Source organism: Cellulomonas composti, assembly GCF_007990245.1.
GTDB classification, from domain to species: Bacteria; Actinomycetota; Actinomycetes; order Actinomycetales; family Cellulomonadaceae; genus Cellulomonas; species Cellulomonas composti.
In genome coordinates, this window is the sequence record NZ_BJWG01000009.1 from 103,420 (window position 1) to 127,800 (window position 24,381).

A 24,381-nucleotide genomic window follows, 5' to 3' on the forward strand; every position below is an offset into this window, starting at 1 on the left:
GTCGGGACGGGTGGCGTCGGGGCGTCAGGCTCCGACGCGCTCGAGCACGAGCTCACGCACGCGCGCTGCGTCGGCCTGCCCGCGCGTGGCCTTCATGACCGCACCGATGACGGCGCCGACCGGGCCGAGGTTGCCGGACCGGATCTTGTCCGCGACGTCCGGCTGGGCGGCCAGTGCCTCGTCGATCGCGGCGAGCAGGGGACCGTCGTCGGAGACGATCTCGAGCCCGCGGGCCGCGACGACCGTGTCGGGGTCGCCCTCGCCCGCGAGCACGCCCTCGAGCACCTGGCGGGCGAGCTTGTCGTTGAGTCGGCCCGAGTCGACCAGACCCTGCAGCGCGCCGATCTGCGCCGGAGTGATCGGCAGGTCGGCGAGCTCGATCTCGCGCTCCTTGGCGGTGCGGGCCAGCTCGCCCATCCACCACTTGCGGGCCGCGGCCGGCGCGGCGCCCGCCGCCACGGTCGCCTCGATCAGCTCGATCGCACCCGCGTTGACCACGTCACGCATCTCGGCGTCCGCGTAGCCCCACTCCCCCTGCAGCCGGCGACGACGAGCCGCGGGCAGCTCCGGCAGCGCGGCGCGGATCTGCTCGACCCACGCCCGGTCCGGCGCGATCGGCACCAGGTCGGGCTCCGGGAAGTACCGGTAGTCCTCCGCGTCCGACTTCACGCGCCCGCTCGTCGTCGAACCCGTGTCCTCGTGCCAGTGCCGGGTCTCCTGCACGATCGAGCCGCCCGCGTCGAGCACGGCCGCCTGCCGGGAGACCTCGTAGCGCACGGCGCGATCGACCGAGCGGAACGAGTTGACGTTCTTGGTCTCGGTGCGCGTGCCGAGCGGGCTCGTCGGCGTCGCGCGCAGCGACACGTTGACGTCCGCGCGGACGTTGCCGCGCTCCATGCGCGCCTCGGACACCTCGAGCGCCCGGAACAGGTCGCGCAGCGTCTGCACGTACGCGCGCGCGACCTCGGGCGCACGCGCCCCGGCTCCCGTGATGGGGCGCGTCACGATCTCGACGAGCGGGATGCCCGCCCGGTTGTAGTCCACGAGCGAGTACTCCGCGCCGTGGATGCGACCGGTCGCGCCGCCGACGTGCGTGTTCTTGCCGGCGTCCTCCTCCATGTGCGCGCGCTCGACCTCGACGCGGAACACGGTCCCGTCCTCGAGCTCGACGTCGACGTAGCCGTCGTACGCGATCGGCTCGTCGTACTGCGACGTCTGGAAGTTCTTCGGCACGTCCGGGTAGAAGTAGTTCTTCCGCGCGAACCGGCAGGTCTGCGCGATCGAGCAGTTCAGCGCGAGCCCGATCCGGATCGCGTACTCGACGGCCGTCCCGTTGACCACGGGCAGGCTGCCGGGCAGCCCGAGCGAGACGGGCGTGACGGACGTGTTCGGCTCCTCGCCGAAGCCCGCCGGCGCACCGTCGAACATCTTGGTGCGGGTGCCGAGCTCGACGTGCACCTCGATACCGATGACCGGGTCGAACCGGGCCACGGCCTCGTCGTAGTCGACCAGGTCGACGGTTGCGCGGCTCATCGGGCGACCTCCAGCTCCGGGGCCTGCGCGAGCAGCGGACCGCCCCACTCGTCCTCGAGCAGCGCCTCGAGCGCCGCTCCCACGCGGTACAGCCGGTCGTCGGCCTTGGCCGGGGCCAGCACCTGGAAGCCGGCGGGCAGGCCGTCGTCCGACAGGCCCGAGGGCAGCGACAGCCCCGGCACGCCCGCGAGGTTCGCGGGGATCGTCGCGACGTCGTTGAGGTACATCGCCAACGGGTCGTCGAGCTTCTCGCCCAGCTTGAACGCGGTCGTCGGCGCGGTGGGCGAGACGAGCACGTCCGCCTGCTCGAACGCCGCGGCGAAGTCCCGCTGGATGAGCGTGCGGACCTTCTGCGCGCTGCCGTAGTAGGCGTCGTAGTAGCCCGCCGACAGCGCGTACGTGCCGAGGATGATGCGCCGCTTGACCTCGTCGCCGAAGCCCTGGCCACGCGTCGCGCCCATCACGCGCTCGGCGGTCACGGGGCCCTCGCTCGGCTCGACGCGCAGCCCGAAGCGCATGCCGTCGAACTTCGCCAGGTTGCTCGACGCCTCCGCCGGCAGGATCAGGTAGTAGGCCGCGAGCGCGTACGTGAAGTGCGGGCAGGACACCTCGACGACCTGCGCACCGGCACGCTGCAGCAGCTCGAGCGACTCGTGGAACCGCGCGAGCACACCCGGCTGGTAGCCCTCGCCCTGCAGCTCGGTGATCACACCGACGCGCACACCCGACAGGTCCCGGTTCGCGCCCAGGCGGGCCGCCCCGACGAGGTCCGGCAGCGGCTCGGCGATCGACGTCGAGTCGAGCGGGTCGTGCCCGCCGATGAGCTCGTGCAGCAGCGCGCTGTCCAGGACCGTGCGCGTGACCGGCCCGGCCTGGTCGAGGCTGCTCGCGAGCGCGATGAGCCCGTACCGCGAGACCGAGCCGTAGGTCGGCTTGACGCCGACGCTCCCCGTGACGGCCGCCGGCTGGCGGATCGAGCCGCCGGTGTCCGTGCCGATCGCGAGCGGCGCCTCGTACGCGGCGACGGCCGCGGCCGAACCGCCACCCGACCCGCCCGGGATGCGCGTCAGGTCCCACGGGTTGTGCGTGTTGCCGTACGCGGAGTGCTCGGTCGAGCTGCCCATCGCGAACTCGTCCATGTTCGTCTTGCCGAGGATCGGCAGGCCCGCGGCCTTGATCCGCCCGACGAGCGTGGCGTCGTACGGCGGCAACCAGCCCTCGAGGATGCGCGAGCCGGCCGTGGTCGGCACGCCCTTGGTCACCACGACGTCCTTGACCGCGATCGGCACGCCCGCGAGTAGGTGCAGCTCCTCGCCCGCCGCGCGGCGGGCATCGATGTCGGCGGCAGTCGCCAACGCGTCCTCGTCGGACACGTGCAGGAACGCGTGCACCGCACCGTCGACGGCCGCGATGCGGTCCAGGTGCGCGCGCGTCGCCTCGACCGAGGAGACCTCACCCGAGCGCAGCCGCTCCGCGAGCGCCGCGGCACTGAGCCTCGTCAGGTCGCTCATGCGTCCTCCCCCAGGATCTGCGGGACGAGGAACTTGCCGTCCTGCGCGGCGGGCGCCGCGGCGAGCACCGCGTCGCGGTCCACGGTCGGCACCGGCACGTCGGGACGGAAGACGTTGGTCAGCGGCAGGGGGTGGCTGGTGGCGGGCACGTCCGGCGTGGCGATCTCGCTCACGCGCGCGACCGACTCGACGATCACGTCGAGCTCGCCCGCGAGCCGGTCGAGCTCCGCGGGCGTCAGGTCGATCCGGGCGAGCCCCGCCACGCGCGCGACCTCGTCGCGAGAGAGGGAGGACATGCCCAGGAGTCTAGACGGGCCGACCGGCCGACCAGCGGGCCGTCCAGCCGGCCGACCGCGGGTTCCCCCGGCTCGGGCCGGCTACGACGGGCGGTCCACCGCGGCCGAGACGAGCGCGAGCACCGCGAGCGCGTAGGCCTCCGCGGCGGTGTCGCCCCAGAACGACTCCTCGAAGTGCCCTCCGCGCTCGACGACCACCTGGTAGGTGTCCATCGTCGACCGGGCCAGGCTGCGGAACGTCGCGCCGAGCAGGTCGCGGAGCTGGTCCTCGCGCGGCAGCCAGAGCGCGTCCTCCTCGGCCACCGAGTCGAGCGCCCACTCCGTGGTGCCGTTGAAGCCGAGCACCGTGCCCGTCGGGTAGTGGTGAGCCTCGATCGTCATCTCGCTGATCGTGAAGATCTCGTGGTCCAGCTCCGGCTGCAGCACCACGAACCGGTCGCCCGACTCGGGCCGCCAGCGCAGCCCGGTCTCCCGCAGCCGCAGGGCGAGCTCGACGCTGATCACCACCCCAGTATCGCCGAGCCGCCGCGGCTAGTCTCGCTCACATGGCGATGAGCACGGGAGCGAGCGCGAACATGAGGCGCGTCTTCCGCATGCCCGTGTCCGCGGTGTACCCGCACTACGTCACGAAGGTCGAGCGCAAGGGCCGCACGACCGACGAGCTCGACGAGGCGATCGGGTGGCTGACCGGGTACGACGGGCCCGCGCTGCACGCCCACCTCGACGCGGGCACCACGTTCGAGGACTTCTTCGCCGGCGCGCACCTGCACCCGCACGCGGCACGGATCACCGGCGTGGTGTGCGGCGTGCGGGTCGAGGACATCGAGGACCCGCTGACGCAGCAGATCCGCTACCTGGACAAGCTCGTCGACGAGCTCGCCCAGGGGCGCCCGATGACGAAGGTGCTCCGGACGTGAGCAGGCCGGTCAGCGCGCGCTGAACGCCGCGTCGAAGGCCGCCGCGGGCGCGTCGAACGCGTTGCGTCGGACGAACTCCAGCGCCTCGGGCGCGCCGACGAGCCGGTCCATGCCGGCGTCCTCCCACTCCACGGAGATCGGGCCGTCGTAGCCGATCTGGTTGAGCGCGCGGAACGACGCCTCCCACGGCACGTCGCCGCGACCCGTCGAGACGAAGTCCCAGCCGCGACGCAGGTCCGCCCAGGGCAGGTGCGACGACAGCCGCCCGTTGCGGCCGTTGCCGAGCCGGACCTTCACGTCCTTGCAGTCGACGTGGTAGATCCGGTCCCGGAACTCGAGGATGAAGTCCACCGGGTCGAGCTGCTGCCAGATGAAGTGGCTCGGGTCCCAGTTCAGCCCGAACGCCTTGCGGTGGCCGATCGCGTCGAGGGTCGCGACGGTCGTCCAGTAGTCGTAGGCGATCTCGCTCGGGTGCACCTCGTGCGCGAACCGCACGCCGACCTCGTCGAACACGTCGAGGATCGGGTTCCAGCGGTCCGCGAAGTCCTGGTAGCCGGCCGCGACCGCAGCCTCGGACACCGGCGGGAACATCGCGACGTACTTCCAGATCGACGAGCCGGTGAAGCCGACCACGGTGTCGACGCCGAGCCGCGCCGCGAGACGGGCCGTGTGCTTCATCTCCTCCGCGGCGCGCTGCCGGACGCCCTCGGGGTCGCCGTCGCCCCAGACGACGTCCGGCAGGATGTCGCGGTGGCGCTGGTCGATCGGGTCGTCGCACACCGCCTGCCCCTTGAGGTGGTTGGAGATCGCCCAGACCTGGAGCCCGTACCGCTCGAGGATCTCCCGACGGGACTCGACGTAGTCGTCGTCGTCCCAGCGCCACGGGTCCAGGTGGTCGCCCCAGCAGGCGATCTCGAGCCCGTCGTAGCCCCAGCCCGCGGCGAGCCGCGCGACCTCCTCGAACGGCAGGTCGGCCCACTGGCCCGTGAACAGGGTGATCGGTCGCGCCATGGTCAGCTCTCCTCGTTCGTCGTCGGTGTCCACAGGCTGTTCGCCGCGGCCGAGCGCTCGACCGCGTCCAGGACGCGCTGGACCTGCAGGCCGTCCGCGAACGTCGGTGCGGGCGTGACGCCCGCGGCGATCCCGCGCACCAGGTCGACGGCCTGGTGCGTGAACGCATGCTCGTACCCGAGACCATGGCCGGCGGGCCACCACGCCGCCACGTAGGCGTGCTCGGGCTCCGTCACGACGATCCGGCGGAAGCCGGCCGTGGCGACGGGGTCGTTCGCGTCGAAGAAGTGCAGGACGTTCATGTCCTCGAAGTCGAACGCGACCGAACCCTGCGACCCGTTGATCTCGAGGCGGATCGCGTTCTTGCGCCCGTAGGCGAACCGGGTCGCCTCGAACGACGCGAGCCCGCCCCCGGACATCCGGCCCAGGAACAGCGCGGCGTCGTCGACGGTCACCTCGCCGGTGGCACCCGTGCCCGACGACGTACCCGTCAGTCCGGTGAAGTCGTCGGCCACGGGACGTTCGCGCACGAACGTCTCGAGGACCGCCGACACGCCCGTGACCTGCTCACCCGTGACGAACTGCGCGAGATCGACGACGTGCGCGCCGATGTCCCCGAGCGCACCCGAACCCGCCTTCGTGCGGTCCAGCCGCCACGACAACGGGGTCTGGGGGTCCGCGATCCAGTCCTGCAGATACTGCGCGCGCACGTGCCGGATCTGGCCGATCCGGCCGTCGAGCACGAGCTGCCGGGCGAGCTGCACCGCCGGCACGCGGCGGTACGTGAAGCCCACCATCGCGACGAGGTCCGGCGCGGCCGACGCCGCCGCGACCATCGCCTCGGCCTCGGCGACCGAGTTCGCCAGCGGCTTCTCGCACAGCACGTGCTTGCCCGCGGCGAGCGCCGCGATCGCGATGTCCGCGTGCGTGTCGCCGGGTGTGCACACGTCGACGAGATCGACGTCGTCGCGGTCGACGAGCGCCTTCCAGTCGGACTCCGTGTCACGCCAGCCGAGCCGCTCGGCGGCCGCCCTGACCTTCGCCTGGTCACGCCCGGCGACGACCGCCATGTCGACCGCCAGCGGCAGGTCGAAGAAGCGGGGGGCGGTGCGCCACGCGTGCGAGTGCGCGACGCCCATGAACGCGTAGCCGACCATCCCGACGCCCAGACGCGGCCGGGCGGCCTCTGCGGTCGCGGATCCTTCTGCTGTCACGGTCCCTCCTCGTGGAACCTTGGCGCCGATCGGCGCCGTCGAGCTGTTCGTCGGGACGACTCACCGGAGGACGGGCGCCCCACCGCCCGCCCTCCGGCCGGCCGTCAGGACTCGAAGGCCGTCGGCAGGTACCGGTCGACGTTGTCCTTGGTCACCACGGGTGCGAACAGCTGGATCTTGCGCGGCACCTCGACCTCGACGAGGTCGGACATCGACTTGCCCTGCACGACGAGCCGCGCGAGCTTGATGCCGTCGGCCGCCTGCGTCGACGGGTAGATGACGGTCGCCTTGAGCACGGAGTCGTCGGCCTTGATCGACTCCATGACCTGCTTGGAGCCGGCGCCGCCGACCATGAAGAACTCGTCGCGGCCCGCGGCCTCGATCGCCGCCATCACGCCGACGCCCTGGTCGTCGTCGTGGTTCCAGATCGCGTCGAGGTGCGGCGCGGCCTGCAGCAGGTTGGCCGCGGCGGCCTCGCCACCCTGGGCCGTGAAGTCGGCGGGGACGCGGTTGCTCACCTCGAGGCCGCACGTCGCGAGCGCGTCGGCGAAGCCCTGGCTGCGGTCCTGCGTGAGCGGCAGCGAGTCGATGCCGGCGATCTCGGCGATCTTCGCGTCGGCCTTCCCGCCGAGCTGGTCGCAGATGTACGAGCCCGCGCTGACGCCCATGCCGTAGTTGTCGCCGAGGACCGTGACGCGTGCGGCGTTCGGGTCGGAGAACTCACGGTCGACGTTCACGACGACGATGCCCTTCTGCATCGCCTCGATCGCGATGTCGGTCAGGGCCGCGCCGTCGAACGGCAGCAGCACGATCGCGTCGACACCGTCGTTGATGAAGCCCTCGATCTGGCTGATCTGCAGGTTGGTGTCGTTGGTGGCCTCGGCGACGCGCAGCTCGACGTCCGAGTACTCCTCGGCCGTGGCCTGCGCGGCCTTGGTGATCGCGGCCATCCAGCCGTGGTCGGCGGCCGGTGCGGAGAACCCGATGACGACCTTGTCGCCCGGCTCGTCGTTGCTCGTCCCGCCGGGGGCGGGTGCCGCGGCCGTGTTCGTCGCGGTGTCCTCGGACTCCTCGGGCTCGTTGGACGTGCAGCCGGCGACGACGAATGCGAGCGCGACGGTGCCTGCCGCCAGGGTGAGCCACCGGCGACGCGTGGGTGCGGACATGACGATCCTCCTTGATCGGTACTGCTGGTCGAACGGGACGGGGACAGCGGAGGTGCTGGAGTGGTGTCAGGGGGCCGGGCGGACCGGTCAGGTGCCCGCTCGGGAGCGCGCGGCGACCCGCTGCTGGAGCAGCACGGCGCCGACGATGATCACGCCCTTGGCGATGGCCTGCGCCGAGATCGACAGGTTGTTCAGCGTGAAGACGTTGGTCAGCGTCGTGAAGATCAGGACGCCGAAGACGGTGCCGACGATCGTGCCGCGGCCGCCGGCGAGCAGCGTGCCGCCCACGACGACCGCCGCGATCGCGTCGAGCTCGTAGAGCATGCCGTTGGTGGACGTGCCGGCCGTCGTGCGGCCGAGCATCATCACCCCACCGATGCCCGCGGTCAGGCCCGCGAGCGCGTACAGGTACATCGTGTGGCGCTTGACCTTGATGCCCGCGAGGCGTGCGGCCTCCGGGTTGCCACCGACCGCGAGGGTGCGCCGACCGAACGTGGTCCGGTTGAGCAGGACCCACCCCGCGGCCGAGACGAGCGCGAAGATCCAGACGAGCACGGGGATGCCCAACCAGTCGTCCCGGAAGAAGTCGAGGAAGCCCTGGACCTTGACCCGCTGCGTCTGACGGTTCGAGATGATCTCCGCCAGACCGCGGGCGGCGACCATCATCGCGAGCGTCGCGATGAACGCGACGACGTTGCCGTAGGCGACGAGCACGCCGTTGACCAGGCCGCACGCGACGCCGACGAGCAGTGCGGTGAACACCATCACGATCCAGTGCGTGTCCTGCGCCATCGTCTGCGTCGCGAGCGTGCTCGCCCACACCGACGCGAGCCCGAGCACGGACCCGACCGACAGGTCGATCCCGCCGCCCGTGATCACGAACGTCATCCCGATGCTCAGCACCCCCGTGATCGCCGCGAGCCGCAGGATCGTCAGGATGTTGTCGATGCTCGCGAACCGGTCCCCCGCGGTCACCACGCCGACGACGCACAGCAGCGCCAGCGCGATCACGAGCCCCAGGTTGCGGGCAGCCGGGCCGTGCAGCAGCCCGCCGCGCTCGTCGCCGGACGCGGACTGCGCACGCTCTGTCACGACGACGGCGTCGGCCGTGGCCGCACCGCCCGGTTCGAGGCTCCGCTCGACGCCCTCGCTCACGCGGCACTTCCTTCCATCACCAGGTCGAGCACGCGGTGCTCGTCGATCTGGGCCGCGGGTCCGGAGTGGACCACACGCCCTTCGGACACGACGAGGACGTGGTCGGCCAGGCCGAGCACCTCGTCGATCTCGCTGGAGACGACCACCACGGCGGTGCCCGCCGCCGTGAGCCGCGCGATCAGCGCGTAGATCTCGGCGCGGGCGCCGACGTCGACACCCCGTGTCGGCTCGTCGAGCAGCAGCACGCGGCAGCCGTGCTCGAGCCAGCGCGCGAGCAGCACCTTCTGCTGGTTGCCGCCCGAGAGGGTGCGCGCGGCACGGTCCGGGCGGGCGGGCCGCACGTCGAGCGCCTCGATGTGCGCGACGGCCTGGCGGCGCTCCGCGCGCTCGTCGAGGAACCCGGCGTTCGCGGTGCGGGCGAACGTCGACAGCGTGATGTTGCGGTAGACGGGCTCGTCGAGCAGCAGGCCCTGGCTCTTGCGCTCCTCGGGGCACAGGCCGACTCCGGCGGCGACCGCGGCGGACACGTCGCCCGACCGGATCCGGCGTCCGCCGACCTCGACCGAGCCGGCGCTCGGGCGACGCGCGCCGAACACCGCCTCGAGGATCTCCGAGCGACCGGATCCGACGAGCCCCGCGAGCCCGACGACCTCGCCCGCCCGCACGTCGAACGACACGTCGTGGAACTCGCCGGGCACCGTGAGCCCGGCGACGCTCAGCAGCGTCGGCGCGTCCGGTGCGACCTCCGGGCGGCGCGGGATCGCGTACTCGACCGTCCGGCCGGTCATCAGCCGGATCAGCTCGGCGGTCGACGTCTGCGCGACCTCGAGGCCTGCGGCGACCGTCCGGCCGTCCTTGAGCACCGTGATGCGGTCGCCGATCTGGCGGATCTCCTCGAGCCGGTGCGAGATGTAGACGACCGCGACTCCCTGCTGCGTCAGGTCGCGCACGACCCGGAACAGGTTGCTCACCTCCTGCGAGTCGAGCACCGCCGACGGCTCGTCCATGACGATCACCCGGGCGTCGTGCGACAGCGCGCGGGCCATCGACACGATCTGCTTGCCCGCGGCCGACAGCCGACCGACCTCGCGCCGGGGCGAGATGCCCGGGTGGCCGAGTCGGCGCAGCAGCTCGCGCGTCCGACGGATCACCGCGCCGCGCTGCGTGAACCCCGCGGTGGACAGCTCGTGGCCCAGGAAGATGTTCTCCGCGACCGTCAGACCGTCGACGACGTCGAGCTCCTGGTACATCGTCGCGATGCCGAGCCGGAGCGCGGCCACCGGGTGCGGGATCGTCACCGGCCGGCCGTCGAGCAGGATCTCGCCCTCGTCGGGCTGGTGGGCGCCCGAGAGCACCTTGATGAGCGTGGACTTCCCCGCGCCGTTCTGGCCGAGGAGACAGTGCACCTCACCCGCCCGGACCTCGAGCTCGACGCCGTCGAGGGCACGGGCGCCGGGGAACTGCTTGACGATGCCGCGCATCTCGAGCAGCACGGGCTTCTCGCCGGGAACCGTGGGCACGCCCGGTTCGCCGGGTTGTGTGCGGTCTGCGTTGACCATGTCGAGGAAACTAAGCGCACTTCTGCCAGGCGTCAAGCAAAAGTTGCGTTGTACGTGGCATAGTTACGTGTCCGTGACCTGCGCAACACGCGCCGGAGAGCGCCGAAGGAGTGGTTCACTGTGCGCATGGACGAGCTGGTCAAGTTCGCCCCGAGGCCGACGGGCGCCGGGGAGATGTTCCAGCTCCTGCGCGACGGGCAGCCCCGGACCAGGTCCGACCTCGCCACCGTCACCGGTCAGTCCCGCTCGACGATCGCCGCCCGCGTCGACCTGCTGCTCGCGTCCGGGTACATCGCGCCCGCCGGCGAAGCGAGCTCGACCGGTGGCCGACCGCCCGCGACGTTCGCGTTCAACCCGGCGGCGCGCGTCGTGCTCGCCGTCGACCTCGGCGCGACGCACTCGCGCCTCGCGGTGACCGACCTGGCCGGCCGGGTGCTGGCCGAGCACGGTGAGCCGATCGCGATCGGCGAAGGGCCGGACCCCGTGCTCGAACGGGTCGTCGAGCTCGGCCACCGGCTGCTCGCCGCGAGCGGGCGGCCGCTCGACGACCTCGTGAGCGTGGGCGTGGGCCTGCCCGGGCCCGTCGAGCACTCGACCGGCCGACCGATCAACCCGCCGATCATGCCGGGCTGGGACGACGCCGACGTCCCCGGCCTGCTCGGCCGCCGCCTGCACGTGCCCGTCCTCGTCGACAACGACGTCAACCTCATGGCGCTCGGCGAGCACGCGACGCAGTGGAGCACGGTCGACGACCTGCTCTTCGTCAAGGTCGCCACCGGGATCGGCGCCGGGATCATCTCCGACGGCGCGCTGCGCCGCGGCGCGCAGGGTGCCGCGGGCGACATCGGCCACGTGGCCGTGCCCGGCGGTCCCGAGCTGCCGTGCCGCTGCGGCAACACCGGCTGTCTCGAAGCGGTCGCGAGCGGGCCCGCGATCGCCGCCGCACTGCGCACGCTCGACGTGTCGGCCGACGCCTCGGGCGACGTCGTCGCGCTCGTCCGGGCCGGCGACCTCGCCGCGAGCCGCCTCGTGCGCGAGGCCGGGCGGCACATCGGCGAGGTGCTCGCCGCGTGCGTCAGTGTGCTCAACCCGTCGGTCATCGTCATCGGCGGGCACGTCGCCGAGTCGGGCGAGCACCTCATCGCCGGCATCCGCGAGGTCGTCTACCGCCGGTCTCTGCCGCTCGCGACGCAGCACCTGCGCATCGTCGCGTCCCGCACCGGCGCCGCAGCCGGCGTGCGAGGCGCGAGCGCCATGGCCGCCGAGCACGTGCTGTCCGCCGCCGCGATCGACGCCCTGATCACCTGAGCGCCCCACCTGCGGTACGGCCGACCGAGCGGCCCGCCGCACCCTCTCCCCATCCCGCCCCGCCGTCGAAGGAGACACCGTGGACCAGCGTCGAGCACTCGTCGTCCGAGGAGGCTGGGACGGCCATGCGCCCGAGGAGGCCGCCGAGCTGTTCGTGCCGTTCCTGCGCGAGCACGGCTTCGACGTGAGCGTCGAAGCCACGCTCGAGGTCTACGCCGACGAGGCGACGATGGCCGCGACCGACCTGGTCGTGCAGTGCTGGACGATGGGCGACATCCTCGCCGACGAGCTGCGCGGCCTGCGCACCGCCGTCGCGGCCGGGACCGGCTTCGCGGGCTGGCACGGCGGCATCGTCGACTCGTTCCGGATCGCCACCGACTACCTGCAGCTCGTCGGCGCGCAGTTCGTCGCGCACCCGCGCGACCTCGTCGAGCACACGATCCAGATCGTTCCCGCGCACGCCGACCACCCGCTCGTCGCCGGCGTGCACGACTTCGCGCTGCGCTCGGAGCAGTACTGGCTGCTCACCGACCCGCTCAACGAGGTGCTCGCGACGACGACGATCACGCCCGGCCCCGACGACCCGTGGCACGCGCCTGTCACGTCGCCCGCGGTGTGGACCCGTCGCTGGGGTGCCGGACGCGTCTTCGTGTGCACGCCCGGGCACCAGCTCGCCGACCTCGAGCTGCCCCAGATACGCACGATCATCGAGCGCGGCCTCCTGTGGGCGGCGCGCTGATCAGACCGCCCGCACGCGCACGGCCGCGCGGGACGCTCAGCCGGTCACGTCGAGGTCGCGCTCGCGGTACACGTACCGGTCGGCAGGGCGGAACCCGAGCGAGGCGTACAGCGTGCTCGCGACAGCGTTCTCGCTCTCCACCTGCAGGAACGCGCGCCGCGCCCCCCGCTCGTGCGCCACGAGCAGCGCCTGACGCGTCAGCTCGCGACCCCAGCCGAGGCCGCGCACCGCCGGATCGACCACGAGGCAGGACAGCGCGACCCAGTCGTCGACGAAGGCGGCCCGCAGGACGCCGATCGTGCGCCGGTCCGCGCCGGTGCTCGCCGACAGGTACGACGCGTCGGCGCCCGCGAGGATCGCCCGGCGCATCGCCTCGTCGGCGTCCGCATCGGCGTCGGCGTCCGTGTCCGTGTCGCGACGTGCCGTCCGGGAGGGCTTGGTGCCGCTCCAGAGCGCGAACCAGGCGGCGTCGGGCGTCTTCGCGACGCGCACCTCCCCCTCCGACGCCGACGATGGCGCCTGCGGACGCAGCGGGTCCAGCACGAGCACGTCCGTCTGGGCCGTCCAGGCGTAGCCGCGCCGGTCGAGCGCTGCGAGCAGCTCCGTCGACGCCGAGCGCCCGACCCGCACGACCGACGGCTGCCCCTCGAGCGCGTAGACCGCCTCGACGCGGGACAGCGTGAGGTCGGGGTCCGCCGCCCCCGCCGGGAGCGCGCTGTTCGCGCGCCGGGTCACACCCCCGGACAGGCCCACCCGCCAGCCGTCGACGTCGACCACGTGCACGGGCGGCCAGGAGGCGATCTCCCGGCGCGCGCCGGGTGGGGCAGGTGCGCTCCACGTCAGCACCCGCAGGTGGACCTCGTCGTGCCCCCAGTCACGTTCGGGTCGGCGCTCGAAGCCGAGCCGCTCGTAGAGCCGGTGGGCCACCTCCATCGCGTCGAGCGTCGACAGCACGACGTGGGCCGCCCCCAGCGCGACGGCCTCGCGCAGGGCGGCGACCACGAGCGCCTCGGCGATCCCCCGCCGCCGCGCTTCGGGCGCCACCGCGAGCATCCGCAGCTCGACCTCGCCGGGCTGGGCGACCTCCGCGTACGACGTGCCGTACGGCGCGAGCGTCACGGTGCCGACGACGACCCCGCTCCCGCCCGCCGGCACCACGGCGACCAGCAGCGTCGCCTCGTCGGCCCGGCGCCGCGCATCGCGCAGCTCCTCGGCGTACGGGTCGCCGTCCGGGACGAGCCGGTCGGCGAGGTAGGCCTCGGCGGTCAGCGCACCCGCGTCCGCGACGTCGTCGCCCCGCGCCACCCTGACCGTCACGCGGGACGGCAGCGACGCGCTCACGCCTGGTCCCCGGCATCGCCGAGCGCCGCGGGACCGCCCGCGAGCAGCGCCTCGAACTGCTCCTCGTCGAGGACGGTCAGCCCGAGCTCGCGCGCCTTGGTCTCCTTCGAGCCCGCGTTCTCCCCGACGACGACGAAGCTGGTGCTCTTCGAGACCGAGCCCGACGCCTTGCCCCCGCGCGCCAGGATCGCCTCCTTCGCCTCGTCCCGGCTGAACCGCTCGAGACTGCCCGTCACGACGACGGTCAGGCCCTCGAGCGTGCGCTCCAGAACCTCGTCGACCGGTTCGGTCATCCGCACCCCCGCGGCGAGCCAGGCGTCCACGATGCGCGCGTGCCACGGCGTCGCGAACCAGTCGACCAGCGACGTCGCGATCGTCGGGCCGACGCCCTCGACACCGCCGAGCCGTGCGGTCGCCGCCTCGGGGTCACCCGTGACCACCTCGCGTAGCGCGGTCATCGTGCGGAACTCCTTCGCGAGCGCGCGCGCCGCGCTCGGTCCGACGTTGCGGATGCTCAAGCCCACGAGCACGCGCCACAGCTCTTTGTCCTTCGCCAGGTCGAGCTGGTCGAGCAGCGTGAGCGCGGCCTCGGACGGCGCCCACCCGGGCAGCTCGCGCCCCTGCGCGTCCGCCTCGGCGCGCTGCGCCTTGGTCCACGTCAGCCGGCGGCGGAACGGCGTGCGCCGCCGCACGTTGCCGTCGTCGTCCTCGCGCGGCAACCCGGTCTCCGGGTCCCGCACCACGACCTCGATCTCGCCGAGCAGGGCCGCGCTCGCCGCCCGCACCCGCGCGCGTTCCTCGTCGGACGCGTCGGGTGGGTAGGCGACCAGACCGAACAGGTCCGCCTCGGTGCGCACCGGCGGCACCTCGGGCACGTCGGGCTGCGTGAGTGCGGCGGCCGTGACCTCGCCGAGAGCCTCGATGTCGAGCGCACCGCGCGAGCCGATGTGCTCCACGCGGCCGCGCACCTGGGCCGGGCACGACTCGGCGTTCGGGCAGCGCAGGTCGACGTCACCCTCGCGCATCGGACGCAGCGCCGTGCCGCACTCGGGGCAGTCCGTGGGCATGTGCCACTCGACGCGCGGCACGGTGTCGTCCGCCGCCTGCGGTGCCGGGCCGACGATCTCCGGGATCACGTCACCCGCCTTGCGCAGCACCACCATGTCGCCGATGCGGACACCCTTGACGCGCACCACGTCCTGGTTGTGCAGCGTCGCCTGGCGCACCGTGCTGCCCGCCACGAGCACCGGTGCCATCACCGCGAACGGCGTCGCCCGGCCCGTGCGACCGATACCGACCTCGATCGCCAGCAGTCGGGTGTTGACCTCCTCGGGAGGGTACTTGTACGCGATCGCCCAGCGGGGTGCCCGGCTGGTCGCCCCGAGCCTGCGCTGCAGCGCGACCTCGTCGACCTTCACGACGATCCCGTCGATCTCGTGCTCCACGTCGTGCCGGTGCTCGCCGTAGTACGCGATCATCTCGGTCACGCCCTCGAGCCCCGGCACCACGCGCGTGTGCGGCGAGACGGGCACGCCCCAGCCGGCCAGCAGCTCGTAGACCTGCGACTGCCGCGTGACGTCGGCGGGCACCGAGCCCGCGGACCACCGCAGCGCACCGATGCCGTGCGCGTACATCCGCAGCGGCCGCGACGCGGTCACGCGCGGGTCCTTCTGCCGCAGCGAGCCCGCGGCGGAGTTGCGCGGGTTCGCGAACGGCGCGCGGCCGGCCGCGACCTGCGCCTCGTTGAGCGCCGCGAACGCCTCGACCGGCAGGAACACCTCGCCGCGGATCTCGATGAGGTCGGGGTGGGTCGCGGGGTCGCCCGCCAGCACCGCGGGGATCGAGGTGATCGTGCGGACGTTGAGCGTGACGTCCTCCCCCGTGCGCCCGTCGCCCCGGGTCGCCGCGCGCACCAGCCTGCCGCGCTCGTACAGCAGCGCGATCGCTAGGCCGTCGATCTTGAGCTCGCACAGCAGCTGCGGCGAGCGCGCGATCTCGAGGTCGCGCTGGAGCCGCTCCGCCCAGGCCTGCAGGTCGTCGGCGGAGAACGCGTTGTCGAGCGAGAGCATGCGCTCGACGTGGTCCACCGCGGTGAACTCGGTCGAGAACGTCCCGCCCACCCGCTGCGTCGGCGAGTCCGGCGTGCGCAGCCCGGGGTAGCGCTCCTCGAGCGCGGCCAGCTCGCGCAACCGCTCGTCGTACTCGGCGTCCGACGCCGTCGGGGCGTCCTTGACGTAGTACGCGAACTGGTCGGCCTGGACCTGTTCGGCGAGCAGCGCCCAGCGGGCGTGCGCGTCGGACGGGATCTCGTCGGTCGGGAGTGCGTCGGTCACCGGCCCATTGTGGCGTGCCCCACCGACACCGGCGCGGCGCGCTCGCGCGGGCTGCCCTCAGCGACGCAGACGAGGCACGACGAACATCGCGATGCAGGTCAGACCGCCGCCGAGGGCCGCCGCGAGGGCCGCCCACGCGAGCGCCGGGGGCACGTCCGCGAGCACCTCGGTCACCAGCAGGTCGTCCGACTGGTAGAAGGTGCACGTCGATCGCGGCGGCATCAGCTCGAACGCGATCTTCGCACCCGGCTCCTGCGCGTCGACCGCGGCGAGGCACGCGGAGCCCTCCTGCGTCGTCTCGCCGGCGCGCGCACCCACGACGATCCAGCAGCCCACCAGCACGAGCACGCCGACCAACGCGATCCCGCTCGCGACGAACAGCACGAGCGCGCGGCGCACGTCCACGGGTGCCGCCGCACGCGCCGGCGGGGGGCCTTCGCCGGCCCCGGAGGGGGCCGCCGACACCGGGCGGACCTCGTCGTCGTCGCTCATCGCACCCCTCGTCTCGTCACGCGAGCGCTCTCTCGACGAGCACGCGCGCCGCCCGGACGATACCCGCGAGCGACGCCCGCGCGTCGTCCGGCCCGCCGTCCCCGGCCCGATCCGCGTCCCGATCCGCGTCCCCCGCGAGCAGCACGACGTCGTCGAGGCCCCGCACCGGGAGCCCGACCTCGCGCCACGGCCGGGCGAGCGTCTCGGCCTGCCCGACGACGTCCGGGCCGGCGCACTGCGAGCTCGTCGCGCGCGGGAGCTGCGCCCAGAAGGTGGTGCCGGCCTCGACCGCCGCCGCGACCCGCTCGACGCCCTGCGTGGTGAGCGCGTCGACGTGCAGCGCGAGGCCGTCCGCACCGGCGGCCCGTACGACGGGGATCGTGGTCCAGGCCGTGCCGCCGTGCACCGCTACGTGGTCGGCGCCGGCAGCGCGTGCGGCCCGCACGACCTGGGCCAGGTGCTCCGCCGCGACCGGCCCGCGCACCGCCCGCAGCCGCGCGTACCCGGAGAACGACGGCAGCACCCCCGCGACCACCTGCGCGAGCAGCGGCTCGTGCACCAGGACGCGCGGCACCGCACCCGGCACGGCCCGACGAACGGCCTGCAGGTGCTCCGCGACACCCGCCGCGAGCGACTGCGCGAGCTCACGCACGGCCCCGGCGTCGCCGACCGCACGGTCACCCCGCGCGAGGTACAGGTCCGCCGCGAGCGACAGGGGTCCGAGCACCGGCACGACGAGCGGGCCGACGTACCCGTGCGCCGCGACCGCGAGCGCGTCGAGGTCCTCGCGCAGCAGTGCGCGCGCGTGGGCCAGGTCGCCGCCGCCGCGGTCGGCGAGCTTCCAGCCGTGCGGACCGAGCTCGGCCGGCAGGTCGACGAGAGAGGCAAGCGCCCGACCCGTGAGCGTCGCCGCCGGACCGCGCTGCGGCAGGTGCACGACGAAGGGCAGTCCGCTCACCTCGGACGGCACGTCCGTGAGGTCGCCGAGCACCACCACCTGCGCCTCGAGCGGATCGGTGCCGGGCCAGGCGCCCGTCCCGGAGACGGCGGTCACGGATGCGCCCCGGCCGGGAGCACCGCGGCCTCGTCGGACGTCGTGGCGTCGCGCGACCCCGCAGGCTCGTCGGACCCCGCACGCTCGTCGGACCCTGCAGGCTCGTCGGACGAGGTCGCCGAACGCCACGAGCGGGTCACGGTCGCCTCGCCGAGCACGCGGTCCGCGTCGTAGAGCACGAGCGACTGCCCGGGCGCGACGCCGCGCAGCCCGGCCGCGACACGGACGCGCACGCTCGTCGCGTCCGCGTGCTCGACGCGCGCGGCGACCGGCGTTCCGTGCGCGCGCACCTGGACCTGGAGGTCGGCGGGCAGCGCGGCGGGCCCGTGGGTCGTCGAGACGTACCAACCCGCCCGGTCGCCCTCGATCACGTGCACGACGAGGTCGTCGGCGGATCCGACCACGACGCGGTTGTGCACCGGCTCGACGGCGAGCACGTAGCGCGGTCGCCCGTCGGCGGCGGGGCGCCCGAGCGCGAGGCCACGACGCTGCCCGACCGTGTACGCGTAGGCGCCGTCGTGCTCGCCGACCACCGCTCCGGACGTGTCGACGATCTCGCCCGGCCGCGCGCCGAGCCTCGTGCGCAGGAAGCCCTGCGTGTCGCCGTCGGCGACGAAGCAGATGTCGTACGAGTCGGGCTTGGCGCTGACGGCCAGGCCGCGGTTCGCGGCCTCGCGGCGCGTCTCGTCCTTCGACGCGACGTCGCCGAGCGGGAACATCGCGCGGGCGAGGCGGTCGCGGCCCATCACGGCGAGCACGTACGACTGGTCCTTCGCGGCGTCGCGCGCGCGGTGCAGCGAGCGGGAGCCGTCGGGCTCGTCGACGATGCGCGCGTAGTGGCCCGTGCAGACCGCGTCGAAGCCGAGCGCGAGCGCGCGGTCGAGCAGCGTCGCGAACTTGATGTGCTCGTTGCACCGGACGCACGGGTTGGGCGTGCGACCCGCCTCGTACTCCGCGAGGAAGTCCGCCACGACGGTCTGCTCGAACCGCTCGGAGAGGTCCCACACGTAGTACGGGATCCCCAGCACGTCCGCGGCCCGTCGCGCGTCGCCCGCGTCCTCGATCGAGCAGCAGCCGCGGGAGCCGTTGCGGAGCTGGTCGCGCGTGCGCGACAGGGCCATGTGCACGCCCACCACGTCGTGCCCCGCGTCGACCGCGCGCGCGGCCGCCACGGCCGAGTCGACGCCGCCCGACAGCGCGGCCAGGACGCGCATCAGAGCACCCCGGACGCGACGTCGGGGCGCGGTGCGGTCGCCGGCGTCCCGGGTCCGGCGGCGAGCCCGGCCGCACGGGCCCGGTCCAGCACCGCGGGGAGCACGGTGAGCAGCGCATCGACGTCGGCCACCGTGGAGGTGTGGCCGAGGCTGAACCGCAGCGCGCCGCGCGCATCCGCCTCGGGCACGCCCATCGCGAGCAGCACGTGCGACGGTCGCGGGACACCCGCCTGGCAGGCCGAGCCGGTGGAGGCCTCGACCCCCGCCGAGTCGAGCAGGTAGAGCAGCGAGTCGCCCTCGCAGCCCGGGAACGTCAGGTGCGCGTTGGCCGGCAGTCGGCGGGCCGGGTCCGCGGGGCCGCGCAGCACCGCGTCGGGCGCCAGCTCGAGCACGCCCGCGACGAGCCGGTCACGCAGCGCGGCCAGCCGGGGCGCGCTCGTCGGGCGCGCCCCGACGGCCTCGTCGGCCGCGACCGCGAACGACGCGAGGAGCGCCGCGTCGAGCGTGCCGGACCGCACGCCGCGCTCCTGACCTCCGCCGTGCAGGATCGGCGTCAGGTCCAGGTCCCGGCGCGCGAGCAGCGCGCCCGTCCCGCCCGGGCCGCCGACCTTGTGCCCGCTGAGCGTGAGCGCGTCCAGACCGGACGCCGCGAAGTCGACCGGGACCTGACCGACCGCCTGCACCGCGTCGGCGTGCACCGGCACGCCGTACCGGCGCGCGAGTGCGACGACCTCTGCGAGCGGCTGCACCGCGCCGACCTCGTTGTTCGCCCACATCACCGAGATCAGCGCCGCCCGCGGGCCGTGCGCGGCGAGCTCGGCGGCGAGCGCGTCCAGGTCGAGCACACCGTCGCGGTCGACGGGCAGCAGCACCAGCTCGGCGCCCGCGTGCTCGGTCATCCAGAACGCCGGGTCCAGCACCGCGTGGTGCTCCACGGCCGAGACGAGCAGCCGACGACGCTGCGGGTCCTGCGTGCGGCGCGCCCAGAACATGCCCTTGACCGCGAGGTTGTCCGCCTCGGTCCCGCCCGAGGTCCAGATCACCTCGCTGGGCCGCGCGCCGAGCGCCGCCGCGAGCCGCTCACGCGCCTCCTCGACCGTGCGCCGCGCGCTGCGGCCGCTCGTGTGCAGCGACGAGGGGTTGCCGACCGAGGCGAGGTGCTCGGTGAGCACACGGGCGGCCGCGGGAAGGATCGACGTGGTCGCCGCATGGTCCAGGTACGCGGTCACCGCGCAAGTGTACGAACCCAGGGTGGGCACCCCGGGCGCCGGGTGCCGATCGACTGGCAGGATGTCCGCCGTGGGTGTCGACGATGAGGTCCTGGGGTTGCCGCTCGCGTTCAGCGGGCAGCGGCTCGACTGGCGCGACCTGCCGCGGCACGTGCGCGAGCGCATCCGTGCCCTCGCCGGCTCCCAGGTGACCGCCGAGACGAGCGCGACGAGCGGCTTCTCCCCCGGTTTCGCCGCGGTGCTCGAGCTCGCCGACGGTCGCGGTGTGTTCGTCAAGGCCGTCTCGCCCGAGCAGAACCCGTTCTCCCCCGACCTCGCGCGCCGCGAGATCCGCGTCGCCTCCGCGCTGCCGCCCGAGGTCCCCGCACCGCGCCTGCTGTGGTCCGACGACGACGGCGAGTGGGTGCTGCTCGGCTTCGAGGTCGCACCGGGCCGCTCCCCCCAGCTGCCGTGGCGGCCCGACGACCTCGGCGCGGTGCTCGACGCCGTGGGCCGGCTCGCCGACGCCGAACCCCTCCCCGGCCACACGCTGCGCCGCGCCGACGACCAGCTCGCCGACGACTTCACGGGCTGGCGCCGGTTGTCGGCGGTCCCGAACGACGACCTCGTCGGACTCGGTCGCACGGGCGAGACCGGACGGTGGGCGGTCGCGAACCTCGAGCGCCTGCTGCTCTGGGAGCAGGAGTCCCTGCCGGCCCTGGGCGGCGACGCGATCGTGCACGGCGACCTGCGGGCCGACAACATCATGATCGACACCGACCACCACCGGGTGTGGCTCATCGACTGGCCGCACGCGTGCGTCGGGGCGCCCTGGATCGACCTCGCGTTCATGCTGCCGAGCGTCGCGCTGCAGGGCGGCGGCGACCCCGCGACGATCTTCCGCTCGCACGCGCTCGCCGACGGCGTGGGCGACGACGAGCTGCGCGCCGCGCTGGCCGGCCTGTCGGGCTATTTCGTCTGGAGCAGCCTGCAGCCCGCACCGCCGGGCATCCCGAACCTGCGCGCGTTCCAGGCGGCGCAGGGCCTGGCGACCTTGCGCTGGCTGCACACCCTCGCGTAGCCGCCGCGCTCAGCGGGTCAGTCGCCCAGGCCGGTGCCGACCTGGCGCGCGGCCTGGATCCACCCGTGGTCGGCGGGCACCAGCTTGACCTTGCCGGCGACCTCGCCGAGCGGGACGGCCTCGGTGCCCTCGCCGCGGGCCGCGACCATGACGCCGAACTCGCCGCGCTCGACCAGGTCGGCCGCCGCGGCGCCCAGCCGGCTGGCCAGCAGGCGGTCCGCCGCGCACGGCGTGCCACCGCGCTGCACGTACCCGAGGATCGTCACGCGCGACTCGAGCCCGGTCGCCGCCTCGAGCTCGCGCGCAAGCGTGAACGTGTGTTCTCGCTGCTGGTCCTCGACGTGCGCGAGGTGGGCGCGCGCGGCACGTGCGGACTCGGGGCTCTTCGCGGCCTTGACCAGCAGCTGCGCGGCCTCGTAGTCGGCGGTGTCGTCGACGTCGCGCGCGCCCTCGGCGACCGCGATCACCGAGAACGTGGAGCCGCGCGCGGTGCGGGCCTTGATCGTCTCGGCCACGGACTCGACCGTGTACGGGATCTCCGGGATGAGGATCACGTCGGCCCCGCCTGCGATCCCCGCACCGAGCGTCAGCCAGCCCGCCCGGTGACCCATGATCTCGGTCAGGATGATGCGGTGGTGGCTGTGCGCGGTCGAGTGCACGCGGTCGATCGCCTCGGTCGCGATCTCCATCGCGGTCGCGAAGCCGAACGTCGTGTCGGTCCTCGCGATGTCGTTGTCGATCGTCTTCGGCAGCGTGATGACGTTCAGTCCCGCGTCGACCAGGCGCATCGCGTTCTTCGCCGTGCCGCCGCCGCCGAGCAGGATGAGCGCGTCGAGCCCGTCGCGCTCGTAGTTCTCGACGACCGTCGGCACCATGTCGCGGGTCTCACCGTCGACGACCCAGCGGTGCACCTTGTCCCGGCTCGTACCCAGGATCGTGCCGCCCACCGTGAGGATCCCGGACAGCGCCGCCCCGTCGAGCTCGACGAACCTGTTCTCGACCAGGCCGGTGACGCCGTCACGGAACCCGATGAGCTCCATCCCGTAGTGCCCGATCGCGGTCTTCCCGAACCCCCGGATCGCGGCGTTCAGCCCGGGGCTGTCGCCCCCGGCGGTCAGGATCCCGACCCGCTTCCGCTTCCTCGTCGGCATGTCGACTCCTCACGTGCGTCTCGTCCTGGGGGGCACGAAGGTGCACGCCGTCGGGCACGCTCGTAGCCCTAGTGTCGTGACCTGCACCGACGTCACACAAGTCGTCACGCGAGTACGGGTATCGCGACCGCCCGGTCGCGACGCGCTCAGCCCTTGAGCCGGCGCAGCTCGGCTGCGGCCTGCGGCAGCACCGTGCGCAGGTCTCCGACGACGCCGAAGTCGGCGATCTCGAAGATCGGTGCGTCGGGGTCGGAGTTGACCGCGACGATCGTGCCCGAGGCCTGCATCCCGCCGCGGTGGTGCACCGCACCGGACACGCCCGCGCCGATGTAGAGGCGCGGCGAGATCGTCACGCCGGTCTGACCGATCTGCGCCTCGTGCCCGATCCAGCCCTCGTCGGTCGCGACGCGCGTGGCACCGACGGCGCCGCCCAGCACGTCGGCGAGCTCCTCGACCGAGCTGAAGTCGCCCTCGGTCCCACGGCCTCCGACGACCACGACGTGTGCGCTGGTGAGGTCCGGCCGGTCGCTCGCGGGCTGCTCGGTGCGCTCGACGAGCCGCACCCGACCCACACCCGCGTCGAGCGCGACCGCGTGGTCGCCGACCTGCGGCGTGACGGGCTCCGGGGCGTCGGTGACCGGCACCGAGTTGGGCTTGACCGTGATCACCGCGAGCGGCGTGCGCACCGCGGTGCTCGTCGTCCACGTGCCGGCGAAGACCGTCTTGCCCGCGACGAGGCGCTCGTCGGACCACACGACGGAGTCGACGTCCGTGACGACCGCGGCCCCGCTCGCGACCGCGAGGTGACCCGCGGCCTCCTTGTTCTCGAACGTCGAGACCGCGAGCACCAGGTGCGCACCCGTCTCGGCGAGCAGCGTGGCCAGGCCCGCCGCGAGCGCGGCCGCGACGTGCAGGTCACCATCGGCGACGAGGCGGTGGACGTGCGTCACACCGAGCACGCCGAGCTCGGCGATCGTCGCGGGCGACGGCTCCGCGCCGTCCGCGACCCACACGCCGCGCACGGCGCCGGGCAGGTCACGGGCGATGGTCACGAGCTCGCGCACGGGGGCGCGCAGCGAGCCGTCGGTGGCGTGGTCCAGCAGAACGAGGGTGTCGCTCACGGCGGGCGCTCCAGAGGGTGGGATGAGGGGTCGGCGCGGCGTCGCGCTCAGACCAGCTGGTTCTCGACGAGGTAGGCCGCCAGGCGCACGCCGGCGTCCCCCGTGTCGTGCACGAGGACCCGGTCCTCGCGCACGGGGCGCGGGGCGGCCTCGAGCACCTCGGTGCGCGCACCCGCCTCGCCGACCTGGTCGGCGTCCAGGCCGAGGTCGGCCAGCGCGAGCGTGGTCACAGGCTTCTTGCGCGCGGCCATGATGCCCTTGAAGTTCGGGTAGCGCGGCTCGTTGGCCTGATCGGTGACGGAGACCAGCGCGGGCAGGTCGGCCTCGAGCACCTCGGTGACGCGGTCCAGGTGACGCGTGACCCGCACCGTCGAACCGTCCAGCACGAGCTCGGCCGCGAGCGGCAGCGCGGGCACGTCGAGCAGAGCGGCGAGTGCGCTCGGCACCACCGAGGTCAGCCCGTCGAGCCCGGCCATGCCGGTGACCACGAGGTCCGCACCGCCGAGGTGGCGGATCGCGGCGGCCAGCACGCGCGCAGTCCCGATCGCGTCCGAACCGGCGATCGCGTCGTCGACGACGTGCACGGCCTCGTCGGCGCCCATCTGCAGCCCCTTGCGCACCGCGTCCACGGCGTCGTCGGGTCCGACCGTCAGCACGACGACCTCACCCTCGCCCGCGGCCTCGACGAGCGAGAGCGCCGCCTCGAGCGCGTTCTCGTCGAGCTCGTTGAGGGTGCCGTCGCCGCCGTCGCGGACGGTGCGACAGGTCGCACCCAACGAGCGGTCCGACTGGATGTCCGGCACGTGCTTGACGCAGACGACGATTCTCACGCCCGGAACGTTACCGTCCGCCACCGACGCCGGCGCGAACGGTTCCGTCCTGCGGACTGCCGCCACCTTCCACCGCACCTTCCGCTCCGCGGACCACCGCCACCTTCCGCTCCGCGGACCACCGCCACGGCACCCTCCCGAAACGCG

General features: G+C 73.7%; 22 protein-coding genes. 4 read left to right on the forward strand and 18 right to left on the reverse strand.

Annotated features, from left to right (window positions below; genetic code table 11):
- Window positions 1–24: 24 nt before the first annotated feature.
- From gatB to CCO02nite_RS10925, 4 genes are all read right to left on the reverse strand, one after another.
- Complete coding sequence (gene gatB / locus CCO02nite_RS10910; protein WP_146843175.1) at window positions 25–1,533, reverse strand: Asp-tRNA(Asn)/Glu-tRNA(Gln) amidotransferase subunit GatB; 1,509 nt, start codon at window positions 1,531–1,533, stop codon at window positions 25–27.
- The gene (gene gatA / locus CCO02nite_RS10915) at window positions 1,530–3,044 is read right to left on the reverse strand and encodes an Asp-tRNA(Asn)/Glu-tRNA(Gln) amidotransferase subunit GatA (protein ID WP_146843176.1); all 1,515 of its coding nucleotides are present in this window, start codon (window positions 3,042–3,044) and stop codon (window positions 1,530–1,532) included. The genes gatB and gatA overlap by 4 nt, the downstream gene beginning before the upstream one ends.
- A complete protein-coding gene (gatC, locus tag CCO02nite_RS10920; RefSeq protein ID WP_146843177.1) occupies window positions 3,041–3,340 on the reverse strand; it encodes an Asp-tRNA(Asn)/Glu-tRNA(Gln) amidotransferase subunit GatC in 300 nt (99 codons plus the stop codon). The genes gatA and gatC overlap by 4 nt, the downstream gene beginning before the upstream one ends.
- An 81-nt stretch (window positions 3,341–3,421) precedes the next feature.
- Entirely contained in the window at window positions 3,422–3,844 is a 423-nt protein-coding gene (locus tag CCO02nite_RS10925) for a pilus assembly protein CpaE (protein WP_146843178.1), read from the reverse strand.
- Between the two features lie 71 nt (window positions 3,845–3,915).
- Here CCO02nite_RS10925 and CCO02nite_RS10930 point away from each other — a divergent pair, with 71 nt between their 5' ends.
- The gene (locus tag CCO02nite_RS10930) at window positions 3,916–4,257 is read left to right on the forward strand and encodes a DUF2200 domain-containing protein (protein ID WP_146843219.1); all 342 of its coding nucleotides are present in this window, start codon (window positions 3,916–3,918) and stop codon (window positions 4,255–4,257) included.
- 9 nt (window positions 4,258–4,266) lie between these two features.
- On the opposite strand, the gene CCO02nite_RS10935 is transcribed toward CCO02nite_RS10930, so the two are convergent.
- The 5 genes from CCO02nite_RS10935 to CCO02nite_RS10955 all read right to left on the reverse strand — a co-directional run bounded on the left by CCO02nite_RS10935 (window position 4,267) and on the right by CCO02nite_RS10955 (window position 10,362).
- A complete protein-coding gene (locus tag CCO02nite_RS10935; protein ID WP_146843179.1) occupies window positions 4,267–5,268 on the reverse strand; it encodes a sugar phosphate isomerase/epimerase family protein in 1,002 nt (333 codons plus the stop codon).
- 2 nt (window positions 5,269–5,270) lie between these two features.
- On the reverse strand, window positions 5,271–6,425 hold the full coding sequence (locus tag CCO02nite_RS10940) for a Gfo/Idh/MocA family protein (protein WP_146843220.1): 1,155 nt from the start codon (window positions 6,423–6,425) through the stop codon (window positions 5,271–5,273).
- Between the two features lie 161 nt (window positions 6,426–6,586).
- Window positions 6,587–7,648, reverse strand: a complete 1,062-nt coding sequence (locus CCO02nite_RS10945; protein WP_146843180.1) for a substrate-binding domain-containing protein — start codon at window positions 7,646–7,648, stop codon at window positions 6,587–6,589.
- Between the two features lie 87 nt (window positions 7,649–7,735).
- Entirely contained in the window at window positions 7,736–8,740 is a 1,005-nt protein-coding gene (locus tag CCO02nite_RS10950; RefSeq protein ID WP_146843221.1) for an ABC transporter permease, read from the reverse strand.
- Window positions 8,741–8,799: 59 nt separating this feature from the next.
- The gene (locus CCO02nite_RS10955) at window positions 8,800–10,362 is read right to left on the reverse strand and encodes a sugar ABC transporter ATP-binding protein (protein WP_146843181.1); all 1,563 of its coding nucleotides are present in this window, start codon (window positions 10,360–10,362) and stop codon (window positions 8,800–8,802) included.
- 126 nt (window positions 10,363–10,488) lie between these two features.
- Between CCO02nite_RS10955 and CCO02nite_RS10960 the strand changes: the two genes are divergently transcribed.
- Both CCO02nite_RS10960 and CCO02nite_RS10965 read left to right on the forward strand, forming a co-directional pair.
- Window positions 10,489–11,670, forward strand: coding sequence for an ROK family protein (locus CCO02nite_RS10960; RefSeq protein WP_146843182.1), 1,182 nt, complete (start codon window positions 10,489–10,491; stop codon window positions 11,668–11,670).
- A gap of 79 nt (window positions 11,671–11,749) precedes the next feature.
- Complete coding sequence (locus CCO02nite_RS10965) at window positions 11,750–12,409, forward strand: ThuA domain-containing protein (RefSeq protein ID WP_146843183.1); 660 nt, start codon at window positions 11,750–11,752, stop codon at window positions 12,407–12,409.
- Between the two features lie 36 nt (window positions 12,410–12,445).
- Here CCO02nite_RS10965 and CCO02nite_RS10970 read toward each other — a convergent pair whose 3' ends face one another.
- The 6 genes from CCO02nite_RS10970 to CCO02nite_RS10995 are packed head-to-tail and all read right to left on the reverse strand — an operon-like array spanning window position 12,446 to window position 20,072.
- Window positions 12,446–13,750 (reverse strand): GNAT family N-acetyltransferase, encoded by a 1,305-nt coding sequence (locus CCO02nite_RS10970; RefSeq protein ID WP_222593192.1) that lies wholly within the window; start codon window positions 13,748–13,750, stop codon window positions 12,446–12,448.
- Window positions 13,747–16,083, reverse strand: a complete 2,337-nt coding sequence (ligA, locus tag CCO02nite_RS10975) for an NAD-dependent DNA ligase LigA (RefSeq protein ID WP_146843184.1) — start codon at window positions 16,081–16,083, stop codon at window positions 13,747–13,749. Before ligA ends, CCO02nite_RS10970 begins: the two co-directional genes overlap by 4 nt.
- Before the next feature lie 57 nt (window positions 16,084–16,140).
- Window positions 16,141–16,575, reverse strand: a complete 435-nt coding sequence (locus CCO02nite_RS10980; protein WP_146843185.1) for a hypothetical protein — start codon at window positions 16,573–16,575, stop codon at window positions 16,141–16,143.
- 16 nt (window positions 16,576–16,591) lie between these two features.
- Window positions 16,592–17,629: a uroporphyrinogen decarboxylase/cobalamine-independent methonine synthase family protein gene (locus tag CCO02nite_RS10985; protein WP_146843186.1), complete on the reverse strand. Its 1,038-nt coding sequence runs from the start codon at window positions 17,627–17,629 to the stop codon at window positions 16,592–16,594.
- Window positions 17,626–18,843 carry a tRNA 2-thiouridine(34) synthase MnmA gene (mnmA, locus tag CCO02nite_RS10990; protein ID WP_146843187.1) on the reverse strand — a complete coding sequence of 406 codons (1,218 nt, stop codon included), beginning with the start codon at window positions 18,841–18,843 and terminating at the stop codon, window positions 17,626–17,628. Before mnmA ends, CCO02nite_RS10985 begins: the two co-directional genes overlap by 4 nt.
- Complete coding sequence (locus CCO02nite_RS10995; protein ID WP_146843188.1) at window positions 18,843–20,072, reverse strand: cysteine desulfurase family protein; 1,230 nt, start codon at window positions 20,070–20,072, stop codon at window positions 18,843–18,845. Before CCO02nite_RS10995 ends, mnmA begins: the two co-directional genes overlap by 1 nt.
- A gap of 61 nt (window positions 20,073–20,133) precedes the next feature.
- On the opposite strand from CCO02nite_RS10995, the gene CCO02nite_RS11000 reads away from it, so the two are divergent.
- The gene (locus CCO02nite_RS11000) at window positions 20,134–21,132 is read left to right on the forward strand and encodes a phosphotransferase family protein (RefSeq protein WP_146843189.1); all 999 of its coding nucleotides are present in this window, start codon (window positions 20,134–20,136) and stop codon (window positions 21,130–21,132) included.
- Window positions 21,133–21,149: 17 nt separating this feature from the next.
- Here the strand turns inward: CCO02nite_RS11000 and CCO02nite_RS11005 are convergent, their stop codons facing one another.
- From CCO02nite_RS11005 to CCO02nite_RS11015, 3 genes are all read right to left on the reverse strand, one after another.
- On the reverse strand, window positions 21,150–22,283 hold the full coding sequence (locus CCO02nite_RS11005; protein WP_146843190.1) for an ATP-dependent 6-phosphofructokinase: 1,134 nt from the start codon (window positions 22,281–22,283) through the stop codon (window positions 21,150–21,152).
- Window positions 22,284–22,429: 146 nt separating this feature from the next.
- Window positions 22,430–23,404: an electron transfer flavoprotein subunit alpha/FixB family protein gene (locus tag CCO02nite_RS11010; protein ID WP_146843191.1), complete on the reverse strand. Its 975-nt coding sequence runs from the start codon at window positions 23,402–23,404 to the stop codon at window positions 22,430–22,432.
- Window positions 23,405–23,451: 47 nt separating this feature from the next.
- Window positions 23,452–24,234, reverse strand: a complete 783-nt coding sequence (locus CCO02nite_RS11015; RefSeq protein WP_146843192.1) for an electron transfer flavoprotein subunit beta/FixA family protein — start codon at window positions 24,232–24,234, stop codon at window positions 23,452–23,454.
- Window positions 24,235–24,381: the final 147 nt, after the last annotated feature.